Genomic DNA, 25846 nt, shown 5'->3' with positions numbered 1-25846 from the left:
GAACGCCCTTTCGTAGCAACTATTTCCCGTAGAACCGGGCACAGAACCCGGCAATCACCCGTTGAACAGCGGGCTCCGCGAGCAACATGAGATGGTTTGACGAAGCGACTTCCAGAATCTGCATCCGGGGCAGGAACCGCTCCCACTCCGCCCAGTAGTTGGTTCCGTCGAACGTCAACTCGCCGGGCATCAGGGTGAGATACGGCTCCAGGTTGCCGAAGAAGCTGCAACTGCCATTGCGCAGATAGAACACCGCCACCTCCTCCGGACGAAGCAGGGGCTTGAGCCGGAACCGGCCCACGTCGTACGCCGCATGGACCCGAGCGTTCTGCTCGACCATGAAACGCACCTGGTTCTCGTCCTTGCTCAGGCCTCGGGACTGCGCGAGCCCCATCAACTGATGCAACAGGGCCGCATCATCCAGGTCCGCCTCCACCTCATCGCGGTGGATGAGCGTCTGCTCCAGCCGTTCCGGGTGATGGGCAATGGAGGCGAACAGGGCCGTGTTGACTGCCTGGAACGTCGCCGTGCGCCGTGAGAACTGGAACACATCCAGATGGGTGCTGTCGGGTGCATCCAGCATGACGATGGATGCCACCCGCGCCCCGCGCTCCTGCAACTGGCGAGTCACCTCGTAGGCCAGCATTCCGCCCAGGGAGTAGCCCCCCAGCTCATAGGGCCCCTCGGGCTGGGCCGCCAGGAGGATGTCCACGTAGTAGGACGCCATGGCCTCGATGCCGGCGATGGGCGCCTCTTGGCTCATCCAGCCGCGCGCTTGAATCCCCAGGAAGGGACGGCGGATCTCCTGGGACAGGGCGCGGTAGACCTCGACGCCGCCCATGCCGCCGTGGAACCAGAAGATGGGCCGGCCCTCGGTGCTGCCGTTGAGACGGACCAGTTCCTGGAAGCGGGTGAACGCGCCGAGGTCCAGGGGCTCCGTCGAACGGCCCACCGCGGCCGGCGCGCTCACGTCCTGTGTATCCAGATGCGGCGGGTCGATGGTGACGACAATCTTCCCGATGTTCTTCCGGTCCTCCAGGGCCTTGTACGCGCTCTGCACGTCGCTGAAGGGGAACGTGCGGTGAATGGTCGCCCGGAGCTTGCCCTCCTCCACCAGTCTGACGAACTCCTGTTGATGCCGGGCAATGACATCCGGCCGCGAGCGCGCCAGCTTCCTCAGGTCGAGACTGAAGAACGTCTGATTGTCATTGAGCACGGACAAGTCGAACGACTTCTCGGACTTGAGCGCGGTCATCGCCAGCTCGATGTACCGGCCTCCCGGCCGCAGGCACCTCACGCCCTTCTGGATGGCGGCCCCCGACAGGGTGTTGATGACCACGTCCACCCCCTCGCCATGGGTGAGTTGCTTCACCGCCGCCTCGAAGTCCTCCTCCAGGTAGTTGATGCAGTGAGGGACGCCCAGACGCTTCAAGTACTCGAGCTTCTCGGCCGAGCCCGCGGTGGCGAAGATCTCCGCGCCCTGAAGCTGCGCGAGCTGGACGGCAATCAAGCCCGTGCCGCCCGTGGCCGTCTGAATCAGGATGCGCTCGCCCGGCTGGAGGTCCGCCTTCTTGAAGGCGTCAATCATGGTGATCGACACGGCGGGCAACGCGCACGCTTCCTCGAAGCTCAGGTTCGCGGGCTTGAGGAACACCCGCGACTCGGAGCACACGATGGACGTGGCATGCGCGCCCAGCACCTCTCCCATGCCGGCGACCACCGCGTCTCCCGGCTTGAGCGAGCGCACCGCCGCCCCTATCTCCACCACCACGCCGCTCGCATCGAAGCCCGGGGTGAAGGGATAGGGAGGCATCGTGGGATAGAGGCCCTTGATGCACAGCAGGTCGCCGAAGTTGAGCGAGAACGCCCTCACCGCCACGCGGACCTCGCGGTCTCCCAGTGGCTGCGCGGTGTTCATGATGCGCTTGACGTCATCCACCTGCCCCGGCCGCTCCAACAGCACCCTGCACACCAGGGGCGCCTCGGCGGAGGGCGTGAGCCCCGGCGCCGCGGGAACCTCAGGCCGCGGCGCGGGCGCCGCCTGCTTCGCCAGGGGACGCGACACCTGGAGCTGAGCGCCATACCGGGCCACCAGCGCGTCCGCGAGCTCGTCGACGGTGCCGTGGTCGAACAGCAGCGTGGTCTCCAGCACCAGTCCCAGCCGCTGGCCAATCGCGTTGACCAGCTTGACGGCGATGATGGAGTCCACGCCGTATTCGGTGAACTTGCGGTCGTTCGCAACCGCCGCTGGCGCCATCTCCACGCACGCGGCCAGGCAGTCCCGGATGACTGCCCGCAGCTCGCCTCCCGACATGCCCGAGGACTTCGGCGACGCGACGGCCGGCGCGGCCACGGTGTGACGCGCGCCTTCCACCCGCCCGGCGAGTGCCTTCGTCGGAGCGGCCCGAGGCTGCCGGACGACGCCGTCGCTCTCCGCCAGGACAATCTGCTGCCCCAGGTGATGCGCGTCCTCCACGGGGAACGCGACCGAGCGGTAGCCCTCGCGCTCCAGTGCGCGCTTCCACAGCGAAGGAGAGAGCGCCGGTCCGCCTGGCAGCCGCGAGGCCTTGTCCGCGAACGCCCACCACCCGTCGAGCAACCCGAACGTGAGGTGCGCCATCAACGTGTTGGCCGTGAGTTCGTTGAGTGCCAGCACGCCACCCTGGGCCAGCGCCGCCTTTGCGTTCCGCAGGCTCTCCCGGACATCGGAAGTGGCGTGAATCACGTTGCTGGCAATCACGATGTCGTAGGCGCCCTGCTCCAGGTCCTGCGCCGCCAGCGGACGAGACACGTCGAACAACTGGAACCGCATGAACGAATGGGCCGCGCCATAGGCTTCTCGCGCGTGCAGCAGGAAGGCCTTCGACACGTCCGTGAAGCAATACTCCGCGACGTGCGTCCGGTATGGCGCCAGCGCCGCCAGCACCGAGGCCGTCGTGCTGCCCGTGCCCGCGCCGATTTCGAGCACGCGAAGCCCAGCGGAAGGCGCGCTCCGCACGCGCTCGGCGACGCAGTCAGCGACGGCCGCCGACGTCGCCTGGTTGAAGAAGTCGGAGACGGGGTTGTGCTTGTAGAGGTCCTCGACCAACGTCATCCGGCCGCCCGGGAAAATCACGTCCGTGGTGCGGCGCTTGCCGGTGATGATGTCAGGGAGCGCCCGCAGTGCCGGTTCGAGCAGCCCGACGACGGCTCGCAACGTGGGTACCTGCCGCCACTCGGCACTCGACTGCGTCCACCGTGCCCACGCCTGTTCCCGGTCCGGCACCTTTCCTTCGAGGAAGCGGGTGCCGTCAGCGGCCACGTAGCCACGACGCGCCAGGATGGCCATGCTTTCGTCGAACCAGTGGCGATGGCTGGAGGCCACACCGGGCCCCATGTCGTGCAACTGGGCGGCCAGCAGGTCCACCAGAAGCGACTCGACCGCCGCCAGCCGTTCTGCCTCGAGCCCCACCGCGGCCTTCGTCTCCGCGATTCCCGCGGCGCGGGCGGCGGCGCCCCGGGTCGCCGATGCGACGAGTGACGCGCGCGCAGGGCCACGCTGAACACTGAGCCGGTCATCCGTGCTGACGCCAGCCAGCGCCGTGGGCCGGGTGGTCTTCAGCATCCCCACCTGCTCCAGCGGCGAGCACAGATGGGTTTCCAGCGCCTTCATCGCCTCGGCGGGAGCCAGGGAGCCGATGCCGAACTGCTCCATCCGGCGGCGATACTCCTCCGTGGCCACGATGCCCACGTTGCCCCAGTAGCCCCAGTTGAGCGTCTTGACCGCGCACCGCGACGTCTGCGCCATGTGCGAAGCCAACGCGTCAACGAAGGTGCACCCGGCCGCGTAGTTGCTCTGCCCCGGCGCCTTCGTGAAGCTGTTGATGGATGAGAAGAACACGATGAAGTCCAGCGGCTCCTGCTGGAACACCCGGGCCATATGGATGCTGGTCTCCACCTTGGCGGCCAGGCTCGCGCGGAAGCGGTCCTCGTCCATCGCCGCCAGGCTCTGGTCCCTCAAGACGATGGCCGAGTGCACGACGCCATGGATGGCGGAGTGCTGCTCCCGAATCTTCCGGTAGGCCTCTCGCAGCGCGCCTTCGTCCGCGGCATCCGCGCAGAGGTACGTCGGCCGAGGGCCCAGTGCCCCCAACTCTCGCAGCCTGGCTTCGATGTCCGCATCCACCGGCCGCCGGCCCAGCCAATAGACGTGGGCCCGGTGCTTGCGAATCATGAACTCGGTCCACACGCCGCCGAGTCCGCCCGCCCCGCCAATGACGACGTACACGCCGCCATCCCGGTAGACGGAGGGCGTGCTCGCGGCGAACGCGTCCCAGTCGACCGGTAGCAGCTTCTGCCGGTGCCACTGCCCCTGCCGGTACACGACGGCATTGCCCTGGGCATCGAACGGGAGATCCCAGAGCGCGGCGTCCCGCCAGGCGCCCGCATCTGGCAGGTCGACGAGCCGGACCTTCCAATGCCCGTACTCCTTGGCCATCGAGCCGATCAGCCCGTGCACCGCGGCATGCGTGGGGTCCACCTCATCGCCCCGGCCCGTGGACTGCGCGCGATACGTCACCACCGTCCACTCCAGGCGTGAGCTTCCGTGCCCAGCGCTTAGGAGTGCCTTCACCAAGCGGAACAGCGACAGCACGCCCTTCGACTGCCGGGGAGCCACCTCGTTGAACGCCAGGGGTTCCTCGGGCGCGACCCACACCACGTGGTCGATTCGAGCCAGCCCGCGCAGCCGGTCGCGGATGCGCTCGATGCTGTCACCTTCGTCGATGACCAGGCGTTCGACACGTCCACACCGGCCTGCGAGACCTGCCGCGATTTCATCCGTGGCACCAACGGCCAGCACGTGCTGCGTGGCAGAAGGCGTGGCCACTTCCGGCTCGATGACAGCGGCCTCCCACACCGGGGCGACCAGGACATCGCCGACCAGGGTGTCGACACTGTCGCGCGCTGGCGCCGCCAGCACGGGCCGCGTCGAGAACCCCCGCAGCACCACCGCGACGCGGCCCTGGTCATCACAGAGGTCCAGGTCATAGCGCTGCGTCATGCCTTCCCGTCGTCCGGAAGGGGCCTCGTTGTCGGGGCTGCGGCGAATCCAGGCCCAGGTGGGTCTGGCGCATGCGGAGAAGACCTGGAGTTCCTTCAGAGCGAAGGGCAGCTCACCGCGGTCACCGCCAGGATGCAGGCACATGATGGCCTGCAGCGCCCCGTCGAGCACACTGGGATGCAGGATGTAGGCGTCGCTCTCCGCCACGCCGTCGGGCAGCACGACCTCCGCGAGCACCTGCCCGTCACCGACGTACACCTGACGAACGCTCTGATGCGCGGGACCGTACTGCAGGCCCAGCCGCTGGTAGTTCGTGTAGAGGGTGCCGCCCGCGACGACCTTGCGGCCGCACGCCGCCCGAAGGGCACCGAGGTCGACACGCTGTGGACGTGGCAACGCTATGCGCTGCGCCTGCCCCTGGCTGTGGAGCACCGCCCTGTTGCCCTGTCCCGCGCCTGCCGTCTGCACTTCGAAGGAGAACGCACCGCCGCCCTCACTGGTTCCGTCGAGCGTGAGGTGGACCTCCTGGTTGACGCCGTTGACGACGATGGGCTGCGACCAGACGACGTTGCTCAGGCGGATGTCGCCCGTGCTCGTGGCGCCCGTCCGGTGGACGACGGCGGCCCGGGCCATCTCCAGATAGGCGACGGCGGGGAGCACCCTGTTGCCGTTGACCTGGTGATCGGCCAGGAACGGCTCGTTTCCGCTCAGCGTGGAGACGTACCCCGTTCCATCCCGTCCGGCCCCGTTCCGATGGAGCATGGGATGCAGCCGCTGCGGCGCTGGTGGAGGCTGGCGCTCGGCGAGCGGGGTTTCACCCGCCACCCAATACGACTCACGCGCAAAGGGGTAGCTCGGCAGGGGAACCCGCCGCGAGCGGCCAGCGCGGAACAATCCCTCCAGCTCCAAGGTGTACCCCTGGAGATGAAGGTCCGCGATGGCGGCCAGCTTCTCCAGGTACTCGGCGGTGGGAGCGCCTTCCGCGCACTGCTGGATGCATGCATTGCCGTACCGCCGGAATTCGGCCTGCTCCCGCCGGGTGTTCTCGTTGACCTCCGAGACGTGCACCCCGGTCGCCCTCCCCTTCGCCAGCCACGTCTCCAACGCGGCCGACAACTCCCGCTCATCACGGACCACACACGCCAGACGGTGGGCCAGGTGGCGCCGTCCCAGCAGCAGCGTCTGGCTGATGTCACCGCAGTCGATCCGCTCGGACTTGAGGTGCGCGGCGAGCCGCTCCACCAACGCCTTCAGCTGGGCCGCGGTGTGCGCCGACAAGGCGATGAGGTATCCCGGCGCCTGTCCCGAGATGCGTCGTTCCTGAAAGGGCGCCTCTTCGAGGATGACGTGCCCGTTGGTGCCACTGAATCCGAACGAGCTCACCGCCGCGCAACGCGGCTTTCCCGGCTCCACGTCCCAGCTCCGGGTCTGGGTGTTGACGAAGAACGGACTGCGCTCGAGGTCGATCGCCGGGTTGGTCGCATTGCAGTGCAGCGACGCGGGGATCTTCCGGTGCTGCATCGACAGCAGCACCTTGATGATGCCCGCCACGCCCGCGGCGGTCGCGGTGTGGCCCAGGTTCGTCTTGATGGAACCCAAGGCGCAGTAGCCCCGCTTGCGGGTATAGGCGCCGAAGGACTTCGTCAGCGCATCGAACTCGATGGGGTCGCCCAGCCGGGTGCCCGTCCCATGGGCCTCCACCATCTGGATGTCCTCCGGGTTCACCCCGAAGCGCTCGTAGACCTCCCGCTCCAGCCGCTCCTGTGACTTGCCGCTGGGCGCGGTGAGCCCATTGGTGGTGCCGTCCTGGTTGACGCCGGTGCCACGAATCACGCCGCGGACGTGGTCTCCATCCGCGATGGCATCCGACAGCCGCTTCAGCACCACCACGCCCACGCCCTCCCCTGGCACGAAGCCGTCGGCCTCGTCGGAGAAGGTGCCGCAGCGCCCCTTGCGCGACAGCATGCCGCCTCGGCTGGAGAGCACGTAGAACGTGGGCGTCGAGTTCAGATGGACGCCACCGGCCAGCGCCATGTTCGTCTCCCGCCGCCACAGGCCCTGGCATGCCAGGTGGATGGCGATGAGAGAACTGGAGCAGGCGGTGTCCACGGCCAGCGCCGGGCCCTGCAGATTCAGGAAGTAGGCGATGCGTGCGGGGATGACGGAGCTGGCATTGCCCCAGAACGCCTGCGCCGGAGCCTGACGTGGGAGCAGCGTCGCGTAGTCACCGTTCGCGCACCCGACGTACACGCCGCAGCGCTGATGGTACGGCGTGCTCCCCGCGTACCCGGCATCCTCCAGCGCCTTGTAGGACTCCTCCAGGAACAGCCGCTGCTGCGGGTCCATGCATCGGGCCTCCAGCGCGGAGATGTTGAAGAAGGACGGGTCGAAGTGGTCGATGCCTTCGATGAAGCTGCCCCGCATGCACCGGTCGCCCTCGCCCGACAGCGTGGAGGCGTAGTGGCTCGCCAGGTCCCAGCGGCGCACGTCCTCCACCAGGTCGCGTCCCGCCTCCAGGTGCCGCCACAGCGCCTCCACGGAGTCGGACTGGGCGAAGCGGGCGCTCATTCCCACGATGGCGATGGGCTCCTCCGCCGTCGCGACCGCCACCGTCTTCCGGAGGGAACTCACGGCGGCGGGCAGCGGCGCCTCCCTGTCATCACGAAGGACTTCGCGCGGGGGCACGGGCGCCTCTCGCGGCTTGTCGTCCAACAGCCGCGACGCCTCGGCGCCGTGATTCTGGGCAATGAACTGACTCAGCGCCGCGACGCTGTTGTAGTCGAAAAGCGTCGTCGTCGGCAGCGACGTGCCACAGGCGTCGTTGATCGCGTTGCTCAGGTTCACGGCGATGATCGAATCCACGCCGTAGTCCGCGAAGCTGTAGTCGACCTGGATCTGCGACTCCGGAACCTTGAGGGATTTCGCGACGCACGCCTTGATGACGTCCCGGACCCGCTCCTCGATGGACGTGGCATCCGTGATGACGGGTCGAGGCTCCGGGGCCCGCTGTCGCTGGGCGCGTGGGCTGATGGGCTGGATGACGCCATCGCTCTCCGCGATGATGACCTGCTGGCCACGCTCGTGAGCATCGGCCGCCGGGAAGAAGACCGAGCTGAATCCTTCCGATTCGAGCACTGCCTTCCACGTCTCGGGAGCCAGCGCCGGGCAGCCAGGAATCCGCAGGTCCTCGTCCTCGTAGCTCCACCATCCGTCGAGCAACCCGAAGGTGAGATGCGCGAAGAGGGTGTTGTGGCTGATCTCATTGAGGATGAGCAGCCCGTTCTGGGCCAGCGCGGCCTTGGCGTTGCGCAGGGTCCGGCGGATGTCCGGCGTTGCGTGCAACACGTTGCTGGCCAGGACGATGTCGAAGTGCGCGCGGGGAATCCCCTGCGCCTCCAGAGGGACATCGATGTCCAGCAGCCGGCGCGTCAGGAACGGGTTACCGGGGCTGTACGTCTTCTCCGCGTGCTGGAGGAACGCCGGTGAGACGTCGGTGAAGCAGTACTCCTCGACGTCCAGCGCGCAGGTGCGAAGCATGGCCAGGACGTGCGCGGTGGCGCCGCCCGTGCCCGCCCCGATCTCCAGGATGCGGACGCGTGCCCCCGGGGACTGTTCGCGCAGGAGCTCGGCGTACGCCACCACACTCCGGGCGAGCGCGTCGTTGAAGAAGTCGGCCACCGGGTTGTGCTTGTAGACCCCCTCGACCAGGCTCATCGAGCCACGCGAGAAGAGCACATCCGTGGCCAGCTGCCTGCCCACGAGGATGTCGGGGAGCGCCTTGATGGTGGTCTCCGCCAACGTGGTCAGCGCGCGCGTGTTCGGGTCCTGCGTCCACCGCGAGCGCGCCCCTTCCCACTCCTGCCAGACCTCATCGGGCCGCGACGGAGGTCCGGACCGGGTGTACGTCTTTCCATCACGCGTGGAGAGGACGCCGTGCCGGACCAGCGCCGCGACACTCTCACTGAACCAGCGCGCGTACCGCGGCGAAATTCCAGACGAGGCCTGCATCTCGTCGAGGCGCGCGGGCAGCCGCGTGAAGCAGCCCATGGCTTCGAGCTGCGCTCCGAGGAGGCGCGGAAGCGACTCAATCATTGACGGTTTTCTCCCTCGATAGCGGACGCGCCGATGCGCGTCCGCAGCTGTCCGATCAGCGATGGGCGTGTCTGAGCAACCGGCTTTTCAAACGTCTGTGTTTCCTGCGGGGGCGCGGGGGCAATCCAGTAACGCTCCCGCGCGAACGGGTACGCGGGGACGTGGGCGCGGCTCAACGGCGCCGCGTAGAGCTGTGTCCAGTCAACCGTCGTACCTGTTGACCACAGCTTGAGCAGCGGAGATGCGTCCCCCGCCTTCCACGCCGTCACCGCGTCTCGTACGGCGGCTTCTACCTCGGCCGAGCCTTTCCCGGACGGGTGCGCCCTGCTTGCGCGGCCCCCCACGAAGAGCCCCTCCCCACCTCCCGTGAGGAACACCTGCAGCCGGGCCTCCAGCGCCGCCAGGGAGTCGACCACCATGGCCAACCGCTCCTCCATGGCCTCGCGCCCGACCTGGAGCGTGTAGGCCAGCGAGGGAAGCTCCGCGTCCGACCAGCGCCCGCTCCGAGCCGCCTCCAGCAACTGCGCGGCCTGCTCCCGAAGCCGCTCGGCGTTCTTCGCGGAGAGGACGATGGCCGCAGGCCCTCGGGGTACATCCGTCCCGGCCGCCTTGGCCCGAGCGTTCCCCTGGTACTCCTCCATGACGACGTGTGCATTGACGCCACCGAAGCCGAACGAGCTGACGCCCGCGCGCCGGGGCAGCGGCTGCCCGCGCTCGTCCATCATGGCCGGCCAGTCCTGCGTCTGCTGCACGATGAAGAACGGGCTGTCCTCCAGCTTGATGTACGGGTTCAAGCGCTCGCAGTGCAGCGTCTTGACCAGCTTCCGGTGCTTCATCTGGAGCAGCACCTTGATGACGCCCGCCATGCCAGCGGCCAGCTCCAGGTGCCCGATGTTGCTCTTCACCGAGCCGAGCCCACAGTGCTTCTCGAGGCTCGTGCCGCCACCCCGGGCCTCGATTTGCGCCGCGAAGGCGTTCTTCAGGCCATTCACCTCCACCGGGTCTCCGAGCTCCGTCCCGGTGCCGTGCGCCTCCACGTAGCCGATGGTGCGCGGATCGATGTCCGCCTTCCGGTAGGCGTCCTGGAGGAGCTGCGACTGGGCGTTGGGGTTCGGCGCCGTCAGCGAGTTGGCCCGGCCGCCATGGTTCTCCGCACTGCTGCGGATGACGCCGTAGATGGGGTCACCATCCCGCTCCGCGTCCGCCAGCCGCTTGAGGAAGACGACGCCGACGCCTTCACCCCGGACGTAGCCGTTGGCCGCGGCTGAGAATGTCTTGCAGCGGCCGTCCTCGCTGAGCATGCCGGCCTTGTCGAACGCGATGTGTCCCCCGGGCGTGACAATCGTGTTCACGCCACCCGCGAGCGCCATGTCGCAGCTTCCGCTGTCGATGGCCTCCATCGCCCGGTGCAGAGCCACCAGCGAACTGGAGCAGGCGGTCTCCACGGGCTCGCTCGGTCCATGGAGGTTGAGCAGGTAGCTCATCCGGTTGGGACCAATCGAGGGGACGACCGCCGTGGACGAATACCCCTGGATGGCGAGGTTCGCCCGCTCGACCAGGCTGTTGTAGCCGGTGATGCCGGTGCCCACGAAGATGCCCGTCCGCGTCCCCGACAGGCTGTGTGGGGCGTAGCCGGCGTCTTCGATGGCCCGCCAGACATGCATCATCAGCAGCCGCTGCTGCGGGTCCATGACCTCGGCCTCGACGGGTGAGATGCCGAAGAAGAGTGGATCGAACTCCTCGACTCCTTCGATGAAGCCGCCCCACTTCACCTTCGTCTTGTTCCCCTCCTTGCGTGGGTCTCCGTAGAGCTCGCGCCAATCCCAGCGCGACGGAGGGACCTCGGTGATGGAGTCGACACCACCGGCCAGGTTGGTCCAGAACTGCTCCAGGTCACGGGCCCCGGGGAAGCAGCCGCTCATCCCGACCACGGCCAGGGGCGTGGGTCCCCGGCGGGCCGGCGTGGACGTCGACGGCGCGTCAGTCCGCGCCGGTTCAACGGAACGTCCGCGCGAGCCACCCCTCCGCTCACGCGTCCTCAACGCGGAGGTCACAGGCTCGGCCGCGGGCATCCGTTCGGCCAGGCTGACGACTTCCGGCGTGGCGCCGCGTTCCTGCTCACCGAAGTGGCGCACCATTGACTCGCGGTGTGCACGCAGCAGGTAGCCCGCCAGCGTATCGACGCTCGGGTACTCGAAGAGCACGGGCGGCGTCAGGTCGAGCTCGTAGGCCCGGTTCAGCCTGTTCGCGAACTCGGTGAAAGTAATGGAGTCGAACCCGTACTCACTCAGCTCGCTGTCCGCGTCCACGGCGGCGGCATCCACCTTGAGGACCGCTGCGATCTCCGAGCACAACATCGCCGAGACGCGGGCACGCACTTCATCCCCCGGCTCCGCGGTGCTCGAGGTGGCGCTGGCCGCCGGGCTCGGGCTCACCGACGTTCCTTCCAGCAGCCCGCCGCGGCCCAGCCACTTGCGGATCCGCTCGGCCTGTCCCGCCAGGATCATGACCTGGCTCTGCGCGTGCGCCAGGGCGTGCTGGAAGGCTTGCACGCCCGCGGTCGTCTCCAGGACCGCCATGCCGGTGGCATGGGTCATCATCTGTTCGGTCGCGGCGTCGACATGCATGCCGCCCTCGCGCCACAGCGGCCAATTGATCGACAGCGTCTTTCCGAAGCGCTCGCCCCGGGCCACTCGCGCTTCCCGCTGGCGGGCATACGCATCCATGTAGGCGTTCGCGGCCGCGTAGTCCGACTGCCCCGGGTTGCCGATGGCCCCCGCGAAGGACGAGAACATCACGAAGAAGTCGAGCCGTTCGCTACGGCTGGCCTCGTCCAGACAGGTGAGCCCCTGGACCTTGGGTGCCAGCACCCGATCCCAGGCCTCCCAGTCCTTGTTCTTGAGCAGGCTGTCCTCAATCACGCCCGCCGCGTGGAGGATGCCATTGAGTCCGCCGAAGGTGTCCCGCACCCAGGCGATGAGCGCCTGACAGTCCTCGGCACGGGTGACGTCACAGGGGCGGTACTCCACGCGCACACCGGGCCGCCGCAGGGACTCCATGAATGCCCGCTGCGCATCCCCCGCCGGCGAACGGCCCGTGAGCACGATGGAGGCTTGCTCCGTGGCCTCGACGATGGTCTGCGCGAACCGCTTGCCCAGACCGCCCGCGCCACCGGTGATGAGGTAGGTGCCCCCCTTCCGCCAGAGTGGTGCCTCAGGGGCCGGCGATGCCAACTCCCGCCACCGGGTCACCAGCACCTTCTCGTCCTGGAACAGGAGGTGCGGAAGCTCCGGCGCCGTGCTGCTGGACTGGAGCCGCGCGACCACTCGGTCGACGTCCGTGGGCGCGTCGACCTCCACCAACTGGAGCTGCAAGGTCGGGTGCTCCAGTCGCGCCGTCTTGAAGAGACCGAGCAAGCCCCTCAGAGAGTCCCGCTCCGTGTCCTGCGTGGACACCACACACTGGAGCAGCGTCGCCTCGCGGCCTGCTTGCAACGCCATTCCCTTGATGGCCTCGAACAGCTTCTGAACCAGCTCACGGAAGCGCTCCGGCGCGCTGGCGGCCGACGTCCCCATGACCACCTTCTGCGCCCCCTGAATCCGGGCCGCGGCGGCCTCGGCCACGGCGCTGGTGGCGCCACAGAAGACGAGCACCCGGCGCCGCGCTGCGGTGATAGGCGCGCTCGCGAGCGCCTTCTCCTCCCAGATGGGCGCGAACAGGAGGACGTGATTCTCGGCGCCAACGCGCACACCGGCCGCGGGCACGGGCCGCGTGGAGAATCCCTTCAGGCGGACCCAGACCTTGCCGTCGCGGTCACAGAGGGAGATGGAAATCTTCTGCCGGTTCGTACCCGCGGCGCCGTCCGTCTCATCGCTCAGGTGAATCCAGACGTCCGAGGGAGCAGGCCCGTCCCACACCTCCAGCGCATCGAGCGCGAACGGAAGCGAGAGCTGTCCCCCCTCGTCCGAGTGCAGACCGAGGGCGGCCTGCAACGCGGCATCCAGCAAGCTCGGATGCAGGACGAACTGCCCCTGGCTGCTCAACACCTGCTCGGGGAGCACGGCCCGCGCCAGCACCTGACCACGACCCATCGAGAGCTCTTGGAGCGCACGAAGCGTGGGTCCGTAGGTCAGCCCGGCCGACGCGAACGTCTGGTAGACGGCCGCGCCGCTCTGTCGCCGGTCCTGACAACCGGATTGGAGGACCGACAGGTCCACGCGAGGTGCAGTGGCCTCCTCGTCGGTCCCAGCGCCGACGCGCGCCCGCCCCTGACAGAAGAGCAGCGGCGCCTCGTCGGTGCCTCCGTAGATTTCGAAGACGACGCTGCCGTCCTGCTCCGCCTCCAGACCGATGTGCACCTGCACCGGGGCGTCGGTCACGATGATGGGCCGTGACCAGACGACGTTCCGCAGTGTCACCTTGCCGGGAGGCGTCGGGCCACTGGCGTTCACCACCGCAGCGCGCGCCATCTCCAGGAAGGCCACGCCGGGCAGCACCTTGTCCTGGCCCACGACATGGTCTCGGAGGAAGAACTCCTCTCCCGTGAGGTGGGCGCTGTAGCGCTGCCCCCGCAGGTCGGACGAGTTCTCATGCACCAGAGGATGCAGGGCCGCCCGGCTGCCGGCCCGGACGCGGTTCTCCGCGCGCGCCGGCTTCGCTACCCAGTACTTCTCCTTCGCGAAGGGATAGGTGGGCAGGCTCCGGCGCCGGAGCTGCGCGCCGCCGTGCAGCTTCGCCCAGTCGACGGGCATGCCACGCGTCCAGACCTCCAGGACCTTCGACAGCTTGCCCCGGGCCATCCACTTGGCCACCGCCTCCTGCATCTCCGCGTCATCCGCGAAGACGGACAGGAACTCCTTATGCCGCTTCACGTGGCCCCGGAACACGCCGTCCGCCAGCCCCCTGCCTTCGGTGAACTCGAGGAGCTTCTCCTTCAGCTCCTCCAACGAGCGCGCGAGTAGCCCCAGCCGTTCCTCCATCGCATCGCGGCCGACTTGCAGGGTGTACGCCACCGACGGCAGGTCCGCCTGCGACACCTCGCCTTGCTCCACGGCATGCAGCAACTGCCGCGCGCGCTCGATGAGGCGGGCCTCGTTCTTCGCCGACAGCACGATGAGGTGCGGCGCGTCTTGCGGAACCTCCGCGGCGGGCGCACTCGATGGCAGGTACTCCTCCACGACCACGTGGGCATTCACACCGCCGATGCCAAACGAGCTGACGCCGGCCCGGCGCGGAACCACGTTGCCGGCGCCGTCCTCCAACGCGGGCCATGGCTGCGTCTCGCGCACGATGAAGAAAGGTGAACCGTCCAGACGGATGTGCCGGTTCAACTGCTGGCTGTGCAGGCTCTTGGCCAACGTCTTGTGCTTCATCTGCAGCAGCACCTTGATGACGCCGGCGACGCCGGCCGCCAGCTCCAGGTGGCCGATGTTCGTCTTCACGGAGCCCAGGCCGCAGAAGGCGCGGTCCACGGGGCCCGCGCCGAGCGTCGGGTCCAGCGCGGTGAAGGCGCTCTTGAGCCCGTCGATTTCGATGGGGTCTCCCAGCGAGGTTCCCGTGCCGTGCGCCTCGATGAACGTGACGGTTCGCGGGTCGATGCCGGCTTGCATGTAGGTCGCATGCAGCAGCTCGGCCTGGGACTTGGGGCTGGGCGCGGTGGGCGAGTTCGTCCGCCCGCCATGCCCGGCGGCGCTTCCCCGGATGACGCCATAGATGTGGTCGCCATCCGCCTCGGCGAGGGAGAGGCGCTTCAGCATCAACATGCCCACGCCTTCACCGCGCACGTACCCGTTCGCCTGGTCCGAGAACGTCTTGCAGCGCCCATCCGGGCTCAACATCCCGGCCTTGTCGAAGCCGATGTGCCCCGCGGGCGTCGGGAGCGTGTTGACGCCACCGACGATGGCCGTGTCGCACTCGCCCCGGTGGATGGCCAACATCGCCTTGTGCACCGCCACCAGCGAGCTGGAGCAGGCCGTCTCAATGGGTTCGCTCGGGCCCTTGATGTTGAGGAAGTAGCTCATCCGGTTCGGGCCCACAGAGGGCACCGCGGCCGTCGACGCGTAGCTCTTGATTTCGGCGTTCGCCTGCTCGATGAGCGATCCGTACCCGGCCTGTCCCGTGCCGATGAACAGCGCGGTCCGGGTGCCCGACAGCGAGCTGGCGGAGTAGCCCGCGTCTTCCATCGCCAGCCAGACGTAGGTCATCAACAGGCGCTGCTGGGGGTCCATCAGCTCCGCCTCGGAAGGCGAGACGCCGAAGAAGAGCGGGTCGAACTCGTCGATGCCGTCGATGAACCCGCCCCACTTGATGAGCGTCTTCCCGGGCTCCTGATTCGCGTCGCCGTAGATCTCCCGCCAGTCCCAGCGGGACGCGGGAATCTCCTGGATGCAGTCGACACCGTCCCGCAGGTTCCGCCAGTACGCCTCCAAGTCCTCGGCCATGGGGAAGCGGCCACTCATGCCGATGACGGCCAGTGGCTCGGCATTGCCATACGTGCTCGGTTCCGCGCTCGGAGACGGCCGAGGCATGCGTCGCAGCCGCCGTGCCTCCGCCTTCGGTCCCACCGCTTTCGTCGGCGCTGGCGTGTTCCCCGAATCGGCGCCTCGCTTGGCGACGACCATGTACCGGTCGAAGTTCTGCCGGTACTTCTCAGCGAGGTGCTCGGACAACGCGGCGATGGTGGGCAGCTCGAAGAACAGCGTCGGCGTGAGCGACAGGCCATACCCGTGGTTCAGCCGGCTGGCGAACTCCGTCAGGCTGATGGAGTCGAAGCCATACTCACTGAACTCCGTGTTGATCTCGATGTCACCCGCGCTGACCTTGACGGCCCGCGCGACCTCCGTGATGAGGACGCTGCGAATCTGGTCCCGCACCGAGCTCGTGTCCCCCACGGGACCGGCATCCACCGGCGAGACGTCCACCTCTTCTTCCGGTGCCAGGTTTCGAGGCACGGGCGCGGCGCGCAGCTCCTTCACCGGCCGCATCAGGAAGCCCTTGAGCCGAATGCACACCTGTCCATCGTCCGCGAGCAGGTCCAGGTCCAGCTTCCGCACAGCCCCTCCCGCAGTGCTTCCCGCTGCGTTCCGGATCCAGACCCACAGCTGGGGCGGACAAGGCGCCAGGACCTCCACCGCATCCACCGAGAACGGCAACCCGACGGGAGCCGGCGACTCCTGCGCGCTCAGGCCGATGGTCGCCTGCAATGCCGCATCCATCAGCGAGGGGTGCAGGACGTAGGGCGCCACCGTCGAACCGAGGCCCTCCGGAAGGACGAGCCTCGCCAGGACCTGGTCAACGCCCTGATAGACGGCGCGGAGCGCCCGGTGCCCCGGTCCATAAGCGGCCCCCAGTGAAGCAAAGGCCTGGTAGCACTGCTCGGCGGACAGCTCACCGCGCTGGCACTGCGACTTCAGGGCCGCCACATCCACCGCCGCCGCGGGCTTCGGCTCGAAGGAAGTCACCAGGCCCTGGCTGTGGCAGACGTGCGTATCGTCGGAGCCGCTGTGGATGTCGAAGCGCACGCGCCCATCGTCCTCGGGGAACAGCGACACGCGCAGCTCGGTCGTGGGCCCCTCCACCACCTGCGGCTGGGGCCACGTCACGTTCGTCACGCGAACGGGCCGGACGACCGCCGCATCCTCCCCTTCGGCGAGCTGGAGCGCGGCACGCGCCATCTCCAAGTAGACGACGCCGGGCACCACCCGCTTGCCGAGAATCACGTGGTCCGCGAGGAAGAACTGGTCCGCGCTGAACACGGCCTCGTAACCCTGCTGGCGGAGGTCGGAGACATTCCGCCGCAGCAGCGGATGCAGGGCGTCCACACCACCAGCCCGCACCGAGCCCCACATGGACCCAGCGGAAGACTGTCCACCTTCCGGGACCCAGTAACGCGTCCGGGAGAACGGGTACGTGGGCAGGCTCAGCCGCTGCGGCCGCTGGGCCCCGTACAGCCGGTTCCAGTCGAACGACAGCCCCTTGGTCCAGAGGTCGAGCAGCTTGTGGTACTTGCCCTTGCTCAACCACGACGCAATGGCCTCCTGGAGGTCGTCGTCGCCCGTGAACACGGACAGCGCGTCCTTGCTCCGCTTCACGTGACCGCGGAACACCGCGTCGCCCACGCCCGCGCCGTCCACGAAGGCACGGAGCTTCTCCTGGAGCCCGGCGATGGAGTCCACCAACAGGGCCAGGCGCTCCTCCATGGCGTCACGCCCCACCTGAAGCGTGTAGGCAAGCGCGGACAGGTGTTCGTCCCGGTATCCTTCCCGCTCCACCGCTTCGAGCAGCTGGCGGGCCTGCTGCCTCAACTGCTCTTCCGTCCGAGCGGAGAGCACGCAGATGGCCGGCCCACGCAGCGGCGTCGGAGTCGCTTCGTAGCTTGGTACGTACTCCTCCACGACGACGTGAGCGTTGACGCCGCCAAAGCCAAAGGAGCTGACGCCCGCGCGCCGTGGCAACGGACGGCCGCTGGCATCCTTCAGCGCGAGCCAGGGACGGCCTTCCTGCACCACGTAGAAGGGCGACCCCTTGAGTTCGATGTAGGGATTCAGCTCCTCACAATGGAGGCTCTTCGCGATCGCCCCGTGCCGCATCTGCAACAGCACCTTGATGAGCCCCGCCACACCGGCGGCCAGCTCCAGGTGTCCGATGTTGCTCTTCACCGAGCCAATGCCGATGTGCGCGCCGGCGCCTTCAGCCGCCCCCGTCTTCTCGTAGAGGGAGTGGAAGGCGCTCTTGAGTCCGTTGATTTCGACCGGGTCTCCCAGCGACGTCCCCGTGCCGTGAGCCTCGATGTAGCCCGCCGTGCGTGGGTCCACGCCCGCGCGCAGCCAGGCGGCCTCGATGAGGTCAGCCTGGGCCTTGGGGTTGGGCGCCGTGAGTGAGTTCGCCCGGCCGCCGTGGTTCTCGGCGCTGCCCAGCAACAATCCGTAGATGTGGTCCCCGTCGCGCTCGGCCAGACTGAGGCGCTTGAGGTACAGCACGCCCACGCCCTCGCCTCGCACGTAGCCGTCCGCGCCGCGAGCGAAGGTCTTGCAGCGCCCGTCCTCACTCAGCATCCCGGCCTTGCCGAAGCCGATGTGCGCGTCCGGGGTGACGATGGTGTTCACCCCGCCGACCAGGGCCGCGTCACACAGCCCCAGCTCGATGGCGAGGAGCGCGCGGTGCACCGCGACCAGGGAGCTGGAGCAGGCGGTCTCGATGGGCTCGCTGGGGCCATGGAGGTCCAGCAGGTAGCTCAGCCGGTTCGGTCCCACGGAAGGCACGGAGCCGGTGGCGGTGCTTCCCTTGATGGCGACCCGAGAACGCTCCAGCAGTGACGCATAGCCGGTGTTGCCCGTTCCCACGAAGATGGCGGTGTTGCTGCCAGCCAGGCTCTGCGGCGCGTGACCAGCGTCCTCGATGGCGCGCCAGACGTGCGTCATCAAGAGCCGCTGCTGCGGGTCCATGATCTCGGCTTCCGACGGGGAGATGCCGAAGAACAGGGGGTCGAACTCGCCAACGCCTTCGATGAAGCCGCCGTGCCGGATGCGGGTCTTGTTGTCCTCCGCCGCCGGGTCGCCGAAGTAGTCGCGCCAGTTCCAGCGGTCCGCGGGGATCTCCTCGATGCAGTCACGTCCCGCCGCGAGGTTCCGCCAGAAGGCCGCCAGATCGGGGGCACCGGGGAACGCGCCACTCATGCCGACCACCGCGACCGGCTCCCGCTGTCCCGGCACCTTCGCGACCGCCGCCGGACTGAAGCCTGGTGAACGACGCCCTGAACGCCGGCTGACGGGAGGCGTCGGCAGCGTGTCTTCGGGCGACGTGTCGGCCACGGGGCCCGCCACACCGCGATGCCTTTCGGCCAGCAGTGGCCGGTGCTCGCTGACCAGCCGTCCCACCAGGGCGTTGATGGTCGGGTGCTCGAAGAACACGGTGGGAGCCAGGTCCAGCCGGTACTCCCCAGCGAGCTGGTGCGCGAGGTCGGTCAGCGAGATGGAGTCGAAGCCCATCTCCTTGAGCTCGGCGTCAGCGTCGAGCTCCTCGAACGGAATCTTGAGGACCTTCGACACGACCGACATGAGGACCTGGCGGACCTGCGTCCTCAGGGTGTCGTCATCAATCGTCACGGCGCGCGCCGCGCCAGTCGCCGCGCGACGTGCCCCGCCCTCCTCCGACAATGTCAGTCGGCGCTGGATGGCCTCCAGGTGCCCCGAGAGCACCATCAACTGGGCCGCATCCGTGCGCAGGCCGCGATAGAGCGCGTCGAAGGCCTGGGTGCTCGACAGCGCCGCCAGCCCCCACTCACGGACCATGCGCTTCGCCGTGGCGGCATCGACCTGCATGCCGCCCTCCTCCCAGAAGGGCCAGTTGACCGACAGCGTGCGCCCGGCACGTTCGCCAGTCCGAACCAGTGCGTCCCGGTGCGCGGCATAGCCATCCATGAAGGCGTTGGCCGCCGCGTAGTCCGCCTGACCGATGTTGCCGATGGCGCCGGCAATCGACGAGAACACCAGGAACAGTTCCAGCGGCTCTTCGCGCGTCGCCAGGTCCAGGTTCACGATGCCCCGGACCTTGGGCCACGCCACTGCCTGCAGTTCCTCGGAGGTCTTATCCCGGAGGTAACGGTCACGCAGGAGGCCCGCCGCATGCACCACGGCCTTGATGGGGCCGAAGGCGCTCCGGACCTCTCGCACCAGGGCATCGACCGCGGTCAGGTCTCCTACGTCCGCCTGGCGGTACACCACCTGCGTCCCTGTACCGGCAATGTGCTTGATTCGCGCCGTCACCTCGGACGTTGGTGCCGAACGCCCTACCAGCACGATGCTCGCTCCACGCGCGCGCTGAGCAATCTCCTCTGCGACCCGCAAGCCGAGGCGACCCGCCCCGCCGCTGATGACGTAGACGCCACTGTTCGGCCAGGAAGCCGTGGCGACCGCGTCGGTGGACCGGGCCTTCCAGGTCGCGAGCAACCGGCGGCCCTCGTCGTAGCGCACGGAGTTCGAACCAGTCGCCCGCGCCTCGTTCCGCAACACCTCGACCAGCTGGTCCATCGAAGGAGCGGACTGAGCGAGCAGCACCGTCTGGCCCACGACCTTGTCGTCCTCGAGCGCCGCGGTCTTGAGCATCCCACTCAGGCCATGCAGCAGCAGGTCGGCCCCTGAAGCGGCCACCAGTTGGACCAGCGCCTTGCCCACGAGCCTTGATGTCGTGACTCGCTGAAGCACACCCAGCAGCTGCTCGCTCGCATGGAGGAATCGGTCCGCGACGGAGGCATGCGACGCGTCCACCGCCACGCACTCCGCACCGTCGAGCCGCGATGACAGCTGCGCCACGTCCACGCCCTGCATGCCGCACAGGACGACAACCCGGTGTTCGAACGTCCCCGCGTCGCCAGCGGGCAGCTCGCGAGGCACCCACTCCATCTGGAACAGTCCCGTGGCCACAGAGGCCGTCGGCTGATCGGGAAGAGGCCGCAGGGACAGTGCGCGGATGGAGACACGGACAGCGCCCTGTTCGTCGCACAAGTCGACGTCGAGCTTCCGTGCCATCCCCTCCCCGGTCCCGCTCCGCACGACCGCCCACATTCTTGGGATGCACGGGCCATGGACCACGACCTCTTCCACTGCGAACGGCAGCGCGGGCGCGGTGCCACCTTCGTCACCCAACACACCGACCACCGCTTGCAGCGCGGAGTCGACCAGCGCGGGGTGCAGCACGAACGATCGGCCGTCGCCCACCAGGTGCTCGGGCAGCTCGACCTCGCCCAGCGCCTGGCCGTGCCCCACCCGCACCCGGACAATTGCACGGTGGCCGGGCCCATAGTTCAGGCCAAGCCGGGCGAAGGTCTCGTAACACTGCTCCCGACTCAGGACGCGCAGGGTGCAGTCCGCTTCCAGCCGCCGGAGGTCATGGCGCGGCGCCACGCGCTCCTGCAACTCAGCCAGGCCACGACAATGGACGGTGCGCTCCCCCGCCGCGTCGGGCGCGGAATGAACCTCGAACGTCAGCCGCCCCGCATCCTGCGCATGAAGCGCGACTCCGACCTCCGCCGCGTCATCCACCACCAAGGGCGAGGTCCAGACCACGTTCCTGAGGACCGGTATCCGGCCCACCGCTTCGTCCGCCCATGCGTCACTGGCCGCGAAGCGAGCCATCTCCAGATAGGCCGCGGCGGGCAGGACTTTGCGCCCGTTGACCTGATGGTCCGCCAGGAAGAAGGCGTCGCCTCGGAACGTGCTGCGGTAGCGCTGCTCAGCCAGAACGGAGCTGTTGCGGTGGACGAGGGGGTGAAGCACCGCGCCGCCTCTCACCGTGGAGACTGCCTGCGCCTCCACCACGGGCGGGGAGTAACGCTTCTTCGAGAACGGGTACCCCGGGAGGCGCAGCCGACGAGGCGTGTGCGTCGCGTACAGCCGCCGCCAGTCGACATCCACTCCCTGCGTCCAGAGGTCCGCGACCCTCCGGAGCTTCCCCTTCTGCAGCCAGCTTTCGAAGAGGACCCGTCCGTCCTCGTCAGCGGCCAGGGCGGAGATGCTCGCTGCCGTGCGCTTCGCCTGCCCCGACAGCACGGCCGCCGACGGCCGGCCGGCGAGATACGCGGCCAGCGCCTCCTGCAAGACTTCCCGCGAGCCCGCCAGGATGGCCAACCGGTGCTCCAGCATCTCGCGGCCGACTTGCAGGGTGTACGTCAGGTCTCGAAGGTCCACGTCCGGCGTGGCCGAGATGAACGCCGCCATCGAGCGAGCCAGCTCCTTGAGCTGCACCTCCGTCCGGGCCGACAGCGTGAACACCACGGGCGCCGCCGGTGACACGGCGTCCCCCGCGACGGTCCGCGGATGGGACGGTGCCTCCTCCAGCACGACGTGCGCGTTGGTGCCGCTGAAACCGAACGAGCTCACACAGGCGCGTCTGACGGGGACGCCGGTCCAGGGCTTCAGCTCCGTGTTGACGTAGAACGGCGAGCCTTCGAGCGCGAGGTGCGGATTGACGGCCTCGAAGTGGAGGGTCGGCGGCAGGGACTGATGCCGCATGGACATCAGCACCTTGAGCACACCGGACACGCCGGCAGCCGTCATGAGGTGGCCGATGTTGCTCTTCACCGAGCCCAGCGCGCAGTAGTACTTCCGCGCCGAGTGCTCCCGGAAGGACTCGACCAGGGCCTCGACCTCGATGGGGTCGCCCAGCCGAGTGCCGGTACCGTGCGCCTCCACCAGGGAAATGGTGTCCGCGTCGATGCCAAAGCGGCGATACACCTCGCGCTCGAGCGCGGCCTGCGACTTCGCACTGGGCGCGGTGATGCCATTCGTCTTCCCGTCTTGATTGACGCCCCACCCCCGGATGACGCCGGCAATCGGGTCGTCGTCGCGCACGGCATCCGACAGCCGCTTGAGCAGGAGTACGCCCACACCCTCGCCAGGGACGAAGCCGTTCGCGCGCGCATCGAAGGTGAAGCAGCGGCCATCCTTCGACAGCATGCCGGCGTCGCTGCTCATGATGTGCATCGCCGGTCCGAAGGCGACGTTCACACCACCCGCCAAGGCCATGTCGCAGTTCCGCAGGGCGAGGCTGTCACACGCCTGCGAGATGGCCACCAGGGAAGACGAGCAGGCCGTCTCAATGGCCAGGCAGGGGCCCTTGAGATTCAGCAGGTAGGAGATGCGGGCGGCGAGGATGGACGTCGCGCCTCCCATCAGCGCCTGGGCGTTGAGGTCACCGCCACGCAGGTCACGCCCGTAGTCCGTGGGCCCGCAGCCCACGAAGACGCCGCAGCGCGTGTCCGACAACGAGGAGGGCCGGATGGCCGCGTCCTCGATGCAGTGCCAGCACGCCTCGAGGAACAGCCGCTGCTGCGGGTCCATCCGCTCGGCTTCCGCCGGGGAGATGCCGAAGAAGAGCGGGTCGAAGCTCTCCGCATCCTCCAGCACGCCCAGCCACTTGCTGTAGCTCTTCCCCGGCGTGTTCCCGTCGGCGTCGTAGTGCTCCGCCACCGACCAGCGCCCGGCGGGCACCTCCGAGATGCAGTCCACGCCCCGGGCGATGTTCTGCCAGAACTGCGCAAGATCACTCGCGCGTGGGAACTTGCCCGCCATCCCAATCACCGCCACCGGCTCCATGTCCTGGGTCACCGGGCGCTCCGTCCGAAGATCAGGTGGGGACACCGGCACGGTGGGCTTCGAAGGCGCGGAAGACTCGAAGCGCTTGCGGTGGCGAACCATCGCCTCGATGCACGCCTCCGTGCGGTCGACGACCTCCGCCGCCGTGTGGCTGAGGACCACCTTGCCAATGTGCTTGCCCTCGCTCACGTACTGGAGGGCGTCCTGAAGCTTCCGGACCGGGTAGACGCGCGAGACAATGGGAACGATCTCCCCCGCGCTCGCCATGGCGGCCATCTCATCCAGCAGGCGGTGCGCCCCCAGTCGCCCGGCGAACCCGACCCTGCGCAGGTCGATGCTGTGGAGGGTCTGGTTCTGCACCAGCCGGGACAGGTCCAGCTTCGGGCTGGTCTTCAGGGCGTGCACCGCGATTTCGAGGTAGCGCCCGAAAGGAGCCAGGGAGTCGATCCCCTTCTGGATCGCCTCGCCGGACACCATGTTGAGCACCACGTCCACGCCTCGCCCACCGGTCTGATTCCGAATCTCCGGCGCGAAGTTACCGGTGTAGTCGATGACGTGTGGAACGCCGATGCGCTCGAGCACCTTGCGCTTGTCATCACGGCTGGAGCTGCCGTGACAGATGCACCGCTTCAGGTGGGCCAACTGCAAGGCCATGAGCCCACAGCCACCGGTCGCGGTCTGCACCAGCACGTGCTCGCCCTCGGCGAGCTTGCCCATCTCAAAGGCGTAATAGACGGTCGAAAAGACCACCGGCAGGCTGCAAGCCTCCTCGAACGTCAACGTCGCGGGCTTCCGCACGGCGTTGTCCGTCGGCACGTTGACCTTGGAGGCGTGTCCGCCCAGGAGCGGTCCCGTGACGGCGATGACCTCGTCGCCCACCGCGAAGCGGGCGACGCCGGGCCCCACGGCGGAGACCACACCCGCCACCTCGAAGCCCGGCACGAACGGGTATTCGGGCATGGTGGGGTACAGCCCCCGGACACACATCACGTCGGGGTAGTTGAGGGCGGACGCGCGCACCTGGATGGTGATGTCCCCGGGCGATGGCGGCGCCACAGTCCAGGGTGACAGGCGCGCGGCCTCCACGCCGCCCACGCCCGCGACCACCAGCCCGAAGTCCTCCGGCTGCACCTGCGCCTCGATGGCGGCCAACGCCTTCTTGGCGTCCTCCAAGGCCATCCGTCCCGACTGGAGCGCCTGCAAGATTTCGAGACGCGTCATGACTGCCCCCCTTCCTGGCCGGCCAACCTGGGGTACTGGCGGTTGAGGTATTCGGCGGCTTCCGTCATCAGCTTCATGGCAATCACGTCCGCGTGGCGGTTGCTGAAGGACTCCAATTCGGTGCCCTTCACCCACTGGTTGAAGGCCCCGAGCGCGGGCCCGGTGTGCACCTGGTAGTTCACGCGATCCTCGCCGGTGCCAGCGAAGGCGAGCCGGGTCGAGTAACCGAAGTACCACCTGAAGATCAGGGCCAGCTTCTGCTTGGGATGGGCCTCTGCCTTGTCAATCGTGGCCTGCTGGCCCTTGCGCCGCAGGTACACCTTGGTGTCTTCCCAGACCTGCGAAAGGCTCTTCTTGAAGAAGCTGCTCTCAAGCTGCTTGCGCACCTTCTCCGGAATGTCATCCACGCTGTCGTAGTGCGTGTAGAGCGAATAGAGCTTGTTCGCGCGCGCCGGGAAGAAGACGCCTTTCTTGAGCACCTGTACCTTGGCGCCCATCTCGAACATGTCGCCCGCGGGCGCATAGTCCGTGTCCTGCACGCCCATCTCCTGGAGGAGCAGCTTCGCATCCGTGCTCATCCCGGACTCCACCGTGCACTGATTGATGGAGCCGGTGAGGATGAAGTCCGCGCCCATGATGAACGCCGCCGCGGCGGCCTCCGGCGTGCCGATGCCACCCCCCTGGCCCATGCAGATGGGCTCTTCGTAGCCGTACCGGCTCACCAGTCGGTCGCGAAGCCGCAGCAGCGTCGGCAGGATGATGGTGGGAATCGCGCCGTCGGTGTGGCCACCGGAGTCGGCCTCCACGCAGATGTCGTGGCTGAGCGGAACGCGCTCCGCCATCGCGGCCTGCTCCGGCGTAATCATCGCGTCGCGGAGCAACTGCTCCACCAGCTGCCGAGGCGGCGGAGACATGAAGACCTCGGCCACTTCCGGACGGGAGATCTTGGCCATGATGCGGTTGTCACAGACGACGCGGCCCTGGGCATCCTGCCGCAGTCCCTTGACGCGGTAGAACACCAGGGACGGCGTCGCCTGGGTGAACGCGGCGGCCTCGACGTTGCGGACACCTCGGGCCAGGTAGAGCTTGACGGTCTCCAGCTCCAGGGACGATTCGCCATGACTGGCCAGCAGGTTCATGCCGAAGGGCTCACCCTTCGTCAGCTGGGATTGAATCTCATCAATCGCCCGGCCGATCTCCTCCACCGAGCAGCCGCCCGTGCCGAAGAAGCCCATGAAGCCGGCCTTCCCCATCCGCGCCACCAACGGAGCGGAGGCGATGCCCCGGTACATGGCACCCGAGACATAGGAATAGGCCAGACCAAACCGGCGCCGGAACGTCGAGTTCCCCAGCGATTGCGCGGTGATTGTCAAACCAACATTGAGCGTGGGCGTATTCATGA

Annotated in this window: 3 protein-coding genes; all 3 read right to left on the bottom strand. The window is 68.1% G+C overall.

What is annotated here, in order from left to right; all coding sequences use genetic code 11:
• Positions 1–19 precede the first annotated feature (19 nt).
• The 3 genes from F8M74_RS08035 to F8M74_RS08025 are packed head-to-tail and all read right to left on the bottom strand — an operon-like array spanning position 20 to position 25844.
• Entirely contained in the window at positions 20–9133 is a 9114-nt protein-coding gene (locus F8M74_RS08035; protein WP_141253006.1) for an SDR family NAD(P)-dependent oxidoreductase, read from the bottom strand.
• On the bottom strand, positions 9130–24444 hold the full coding sequence (locus F8M74_RS08030) for an SDR family NAD(P)-dependent oxidoreductase (protein ID WP_216619756.1): 15315 nt from the start codon (positions 24442–24444) through the stop codon (positions 9130–9132). Before F8M74_RS08030 ends, F8M74_RS08035 begins: the two co-directional genes overlap by 4 nt.
• Complete coding sequence (locus tag F8M74_RS08025; RefSeq protein ID WP_141253008.1) at positions 24441–25844, bottom strand: PfaD family polyunsaturated fatty acid/polyketide biosynthesis protein; 1404 nt, start codon at positions 25842–25844, stop codon at positions 24441–24443. Before F8M74_RS08025 ends, F8M74_RS08030 begins: the two co-directional genes overlap by 4 nt.
• Positions 25845–25846: the final 2 nt, after the last annotated feature.

It is taken from the genome of Myxococcus sp. CA023 (assembly GCF_010998615.1).
Taxonomy (GTDB): Bacteria; Myxococcota; Myxococcia; order Myxococcales; family Myxococcaceae; genus Myxococcus.
This window is presented reverse-complemented; position numbering and strand designations above follow the sequence as displayed.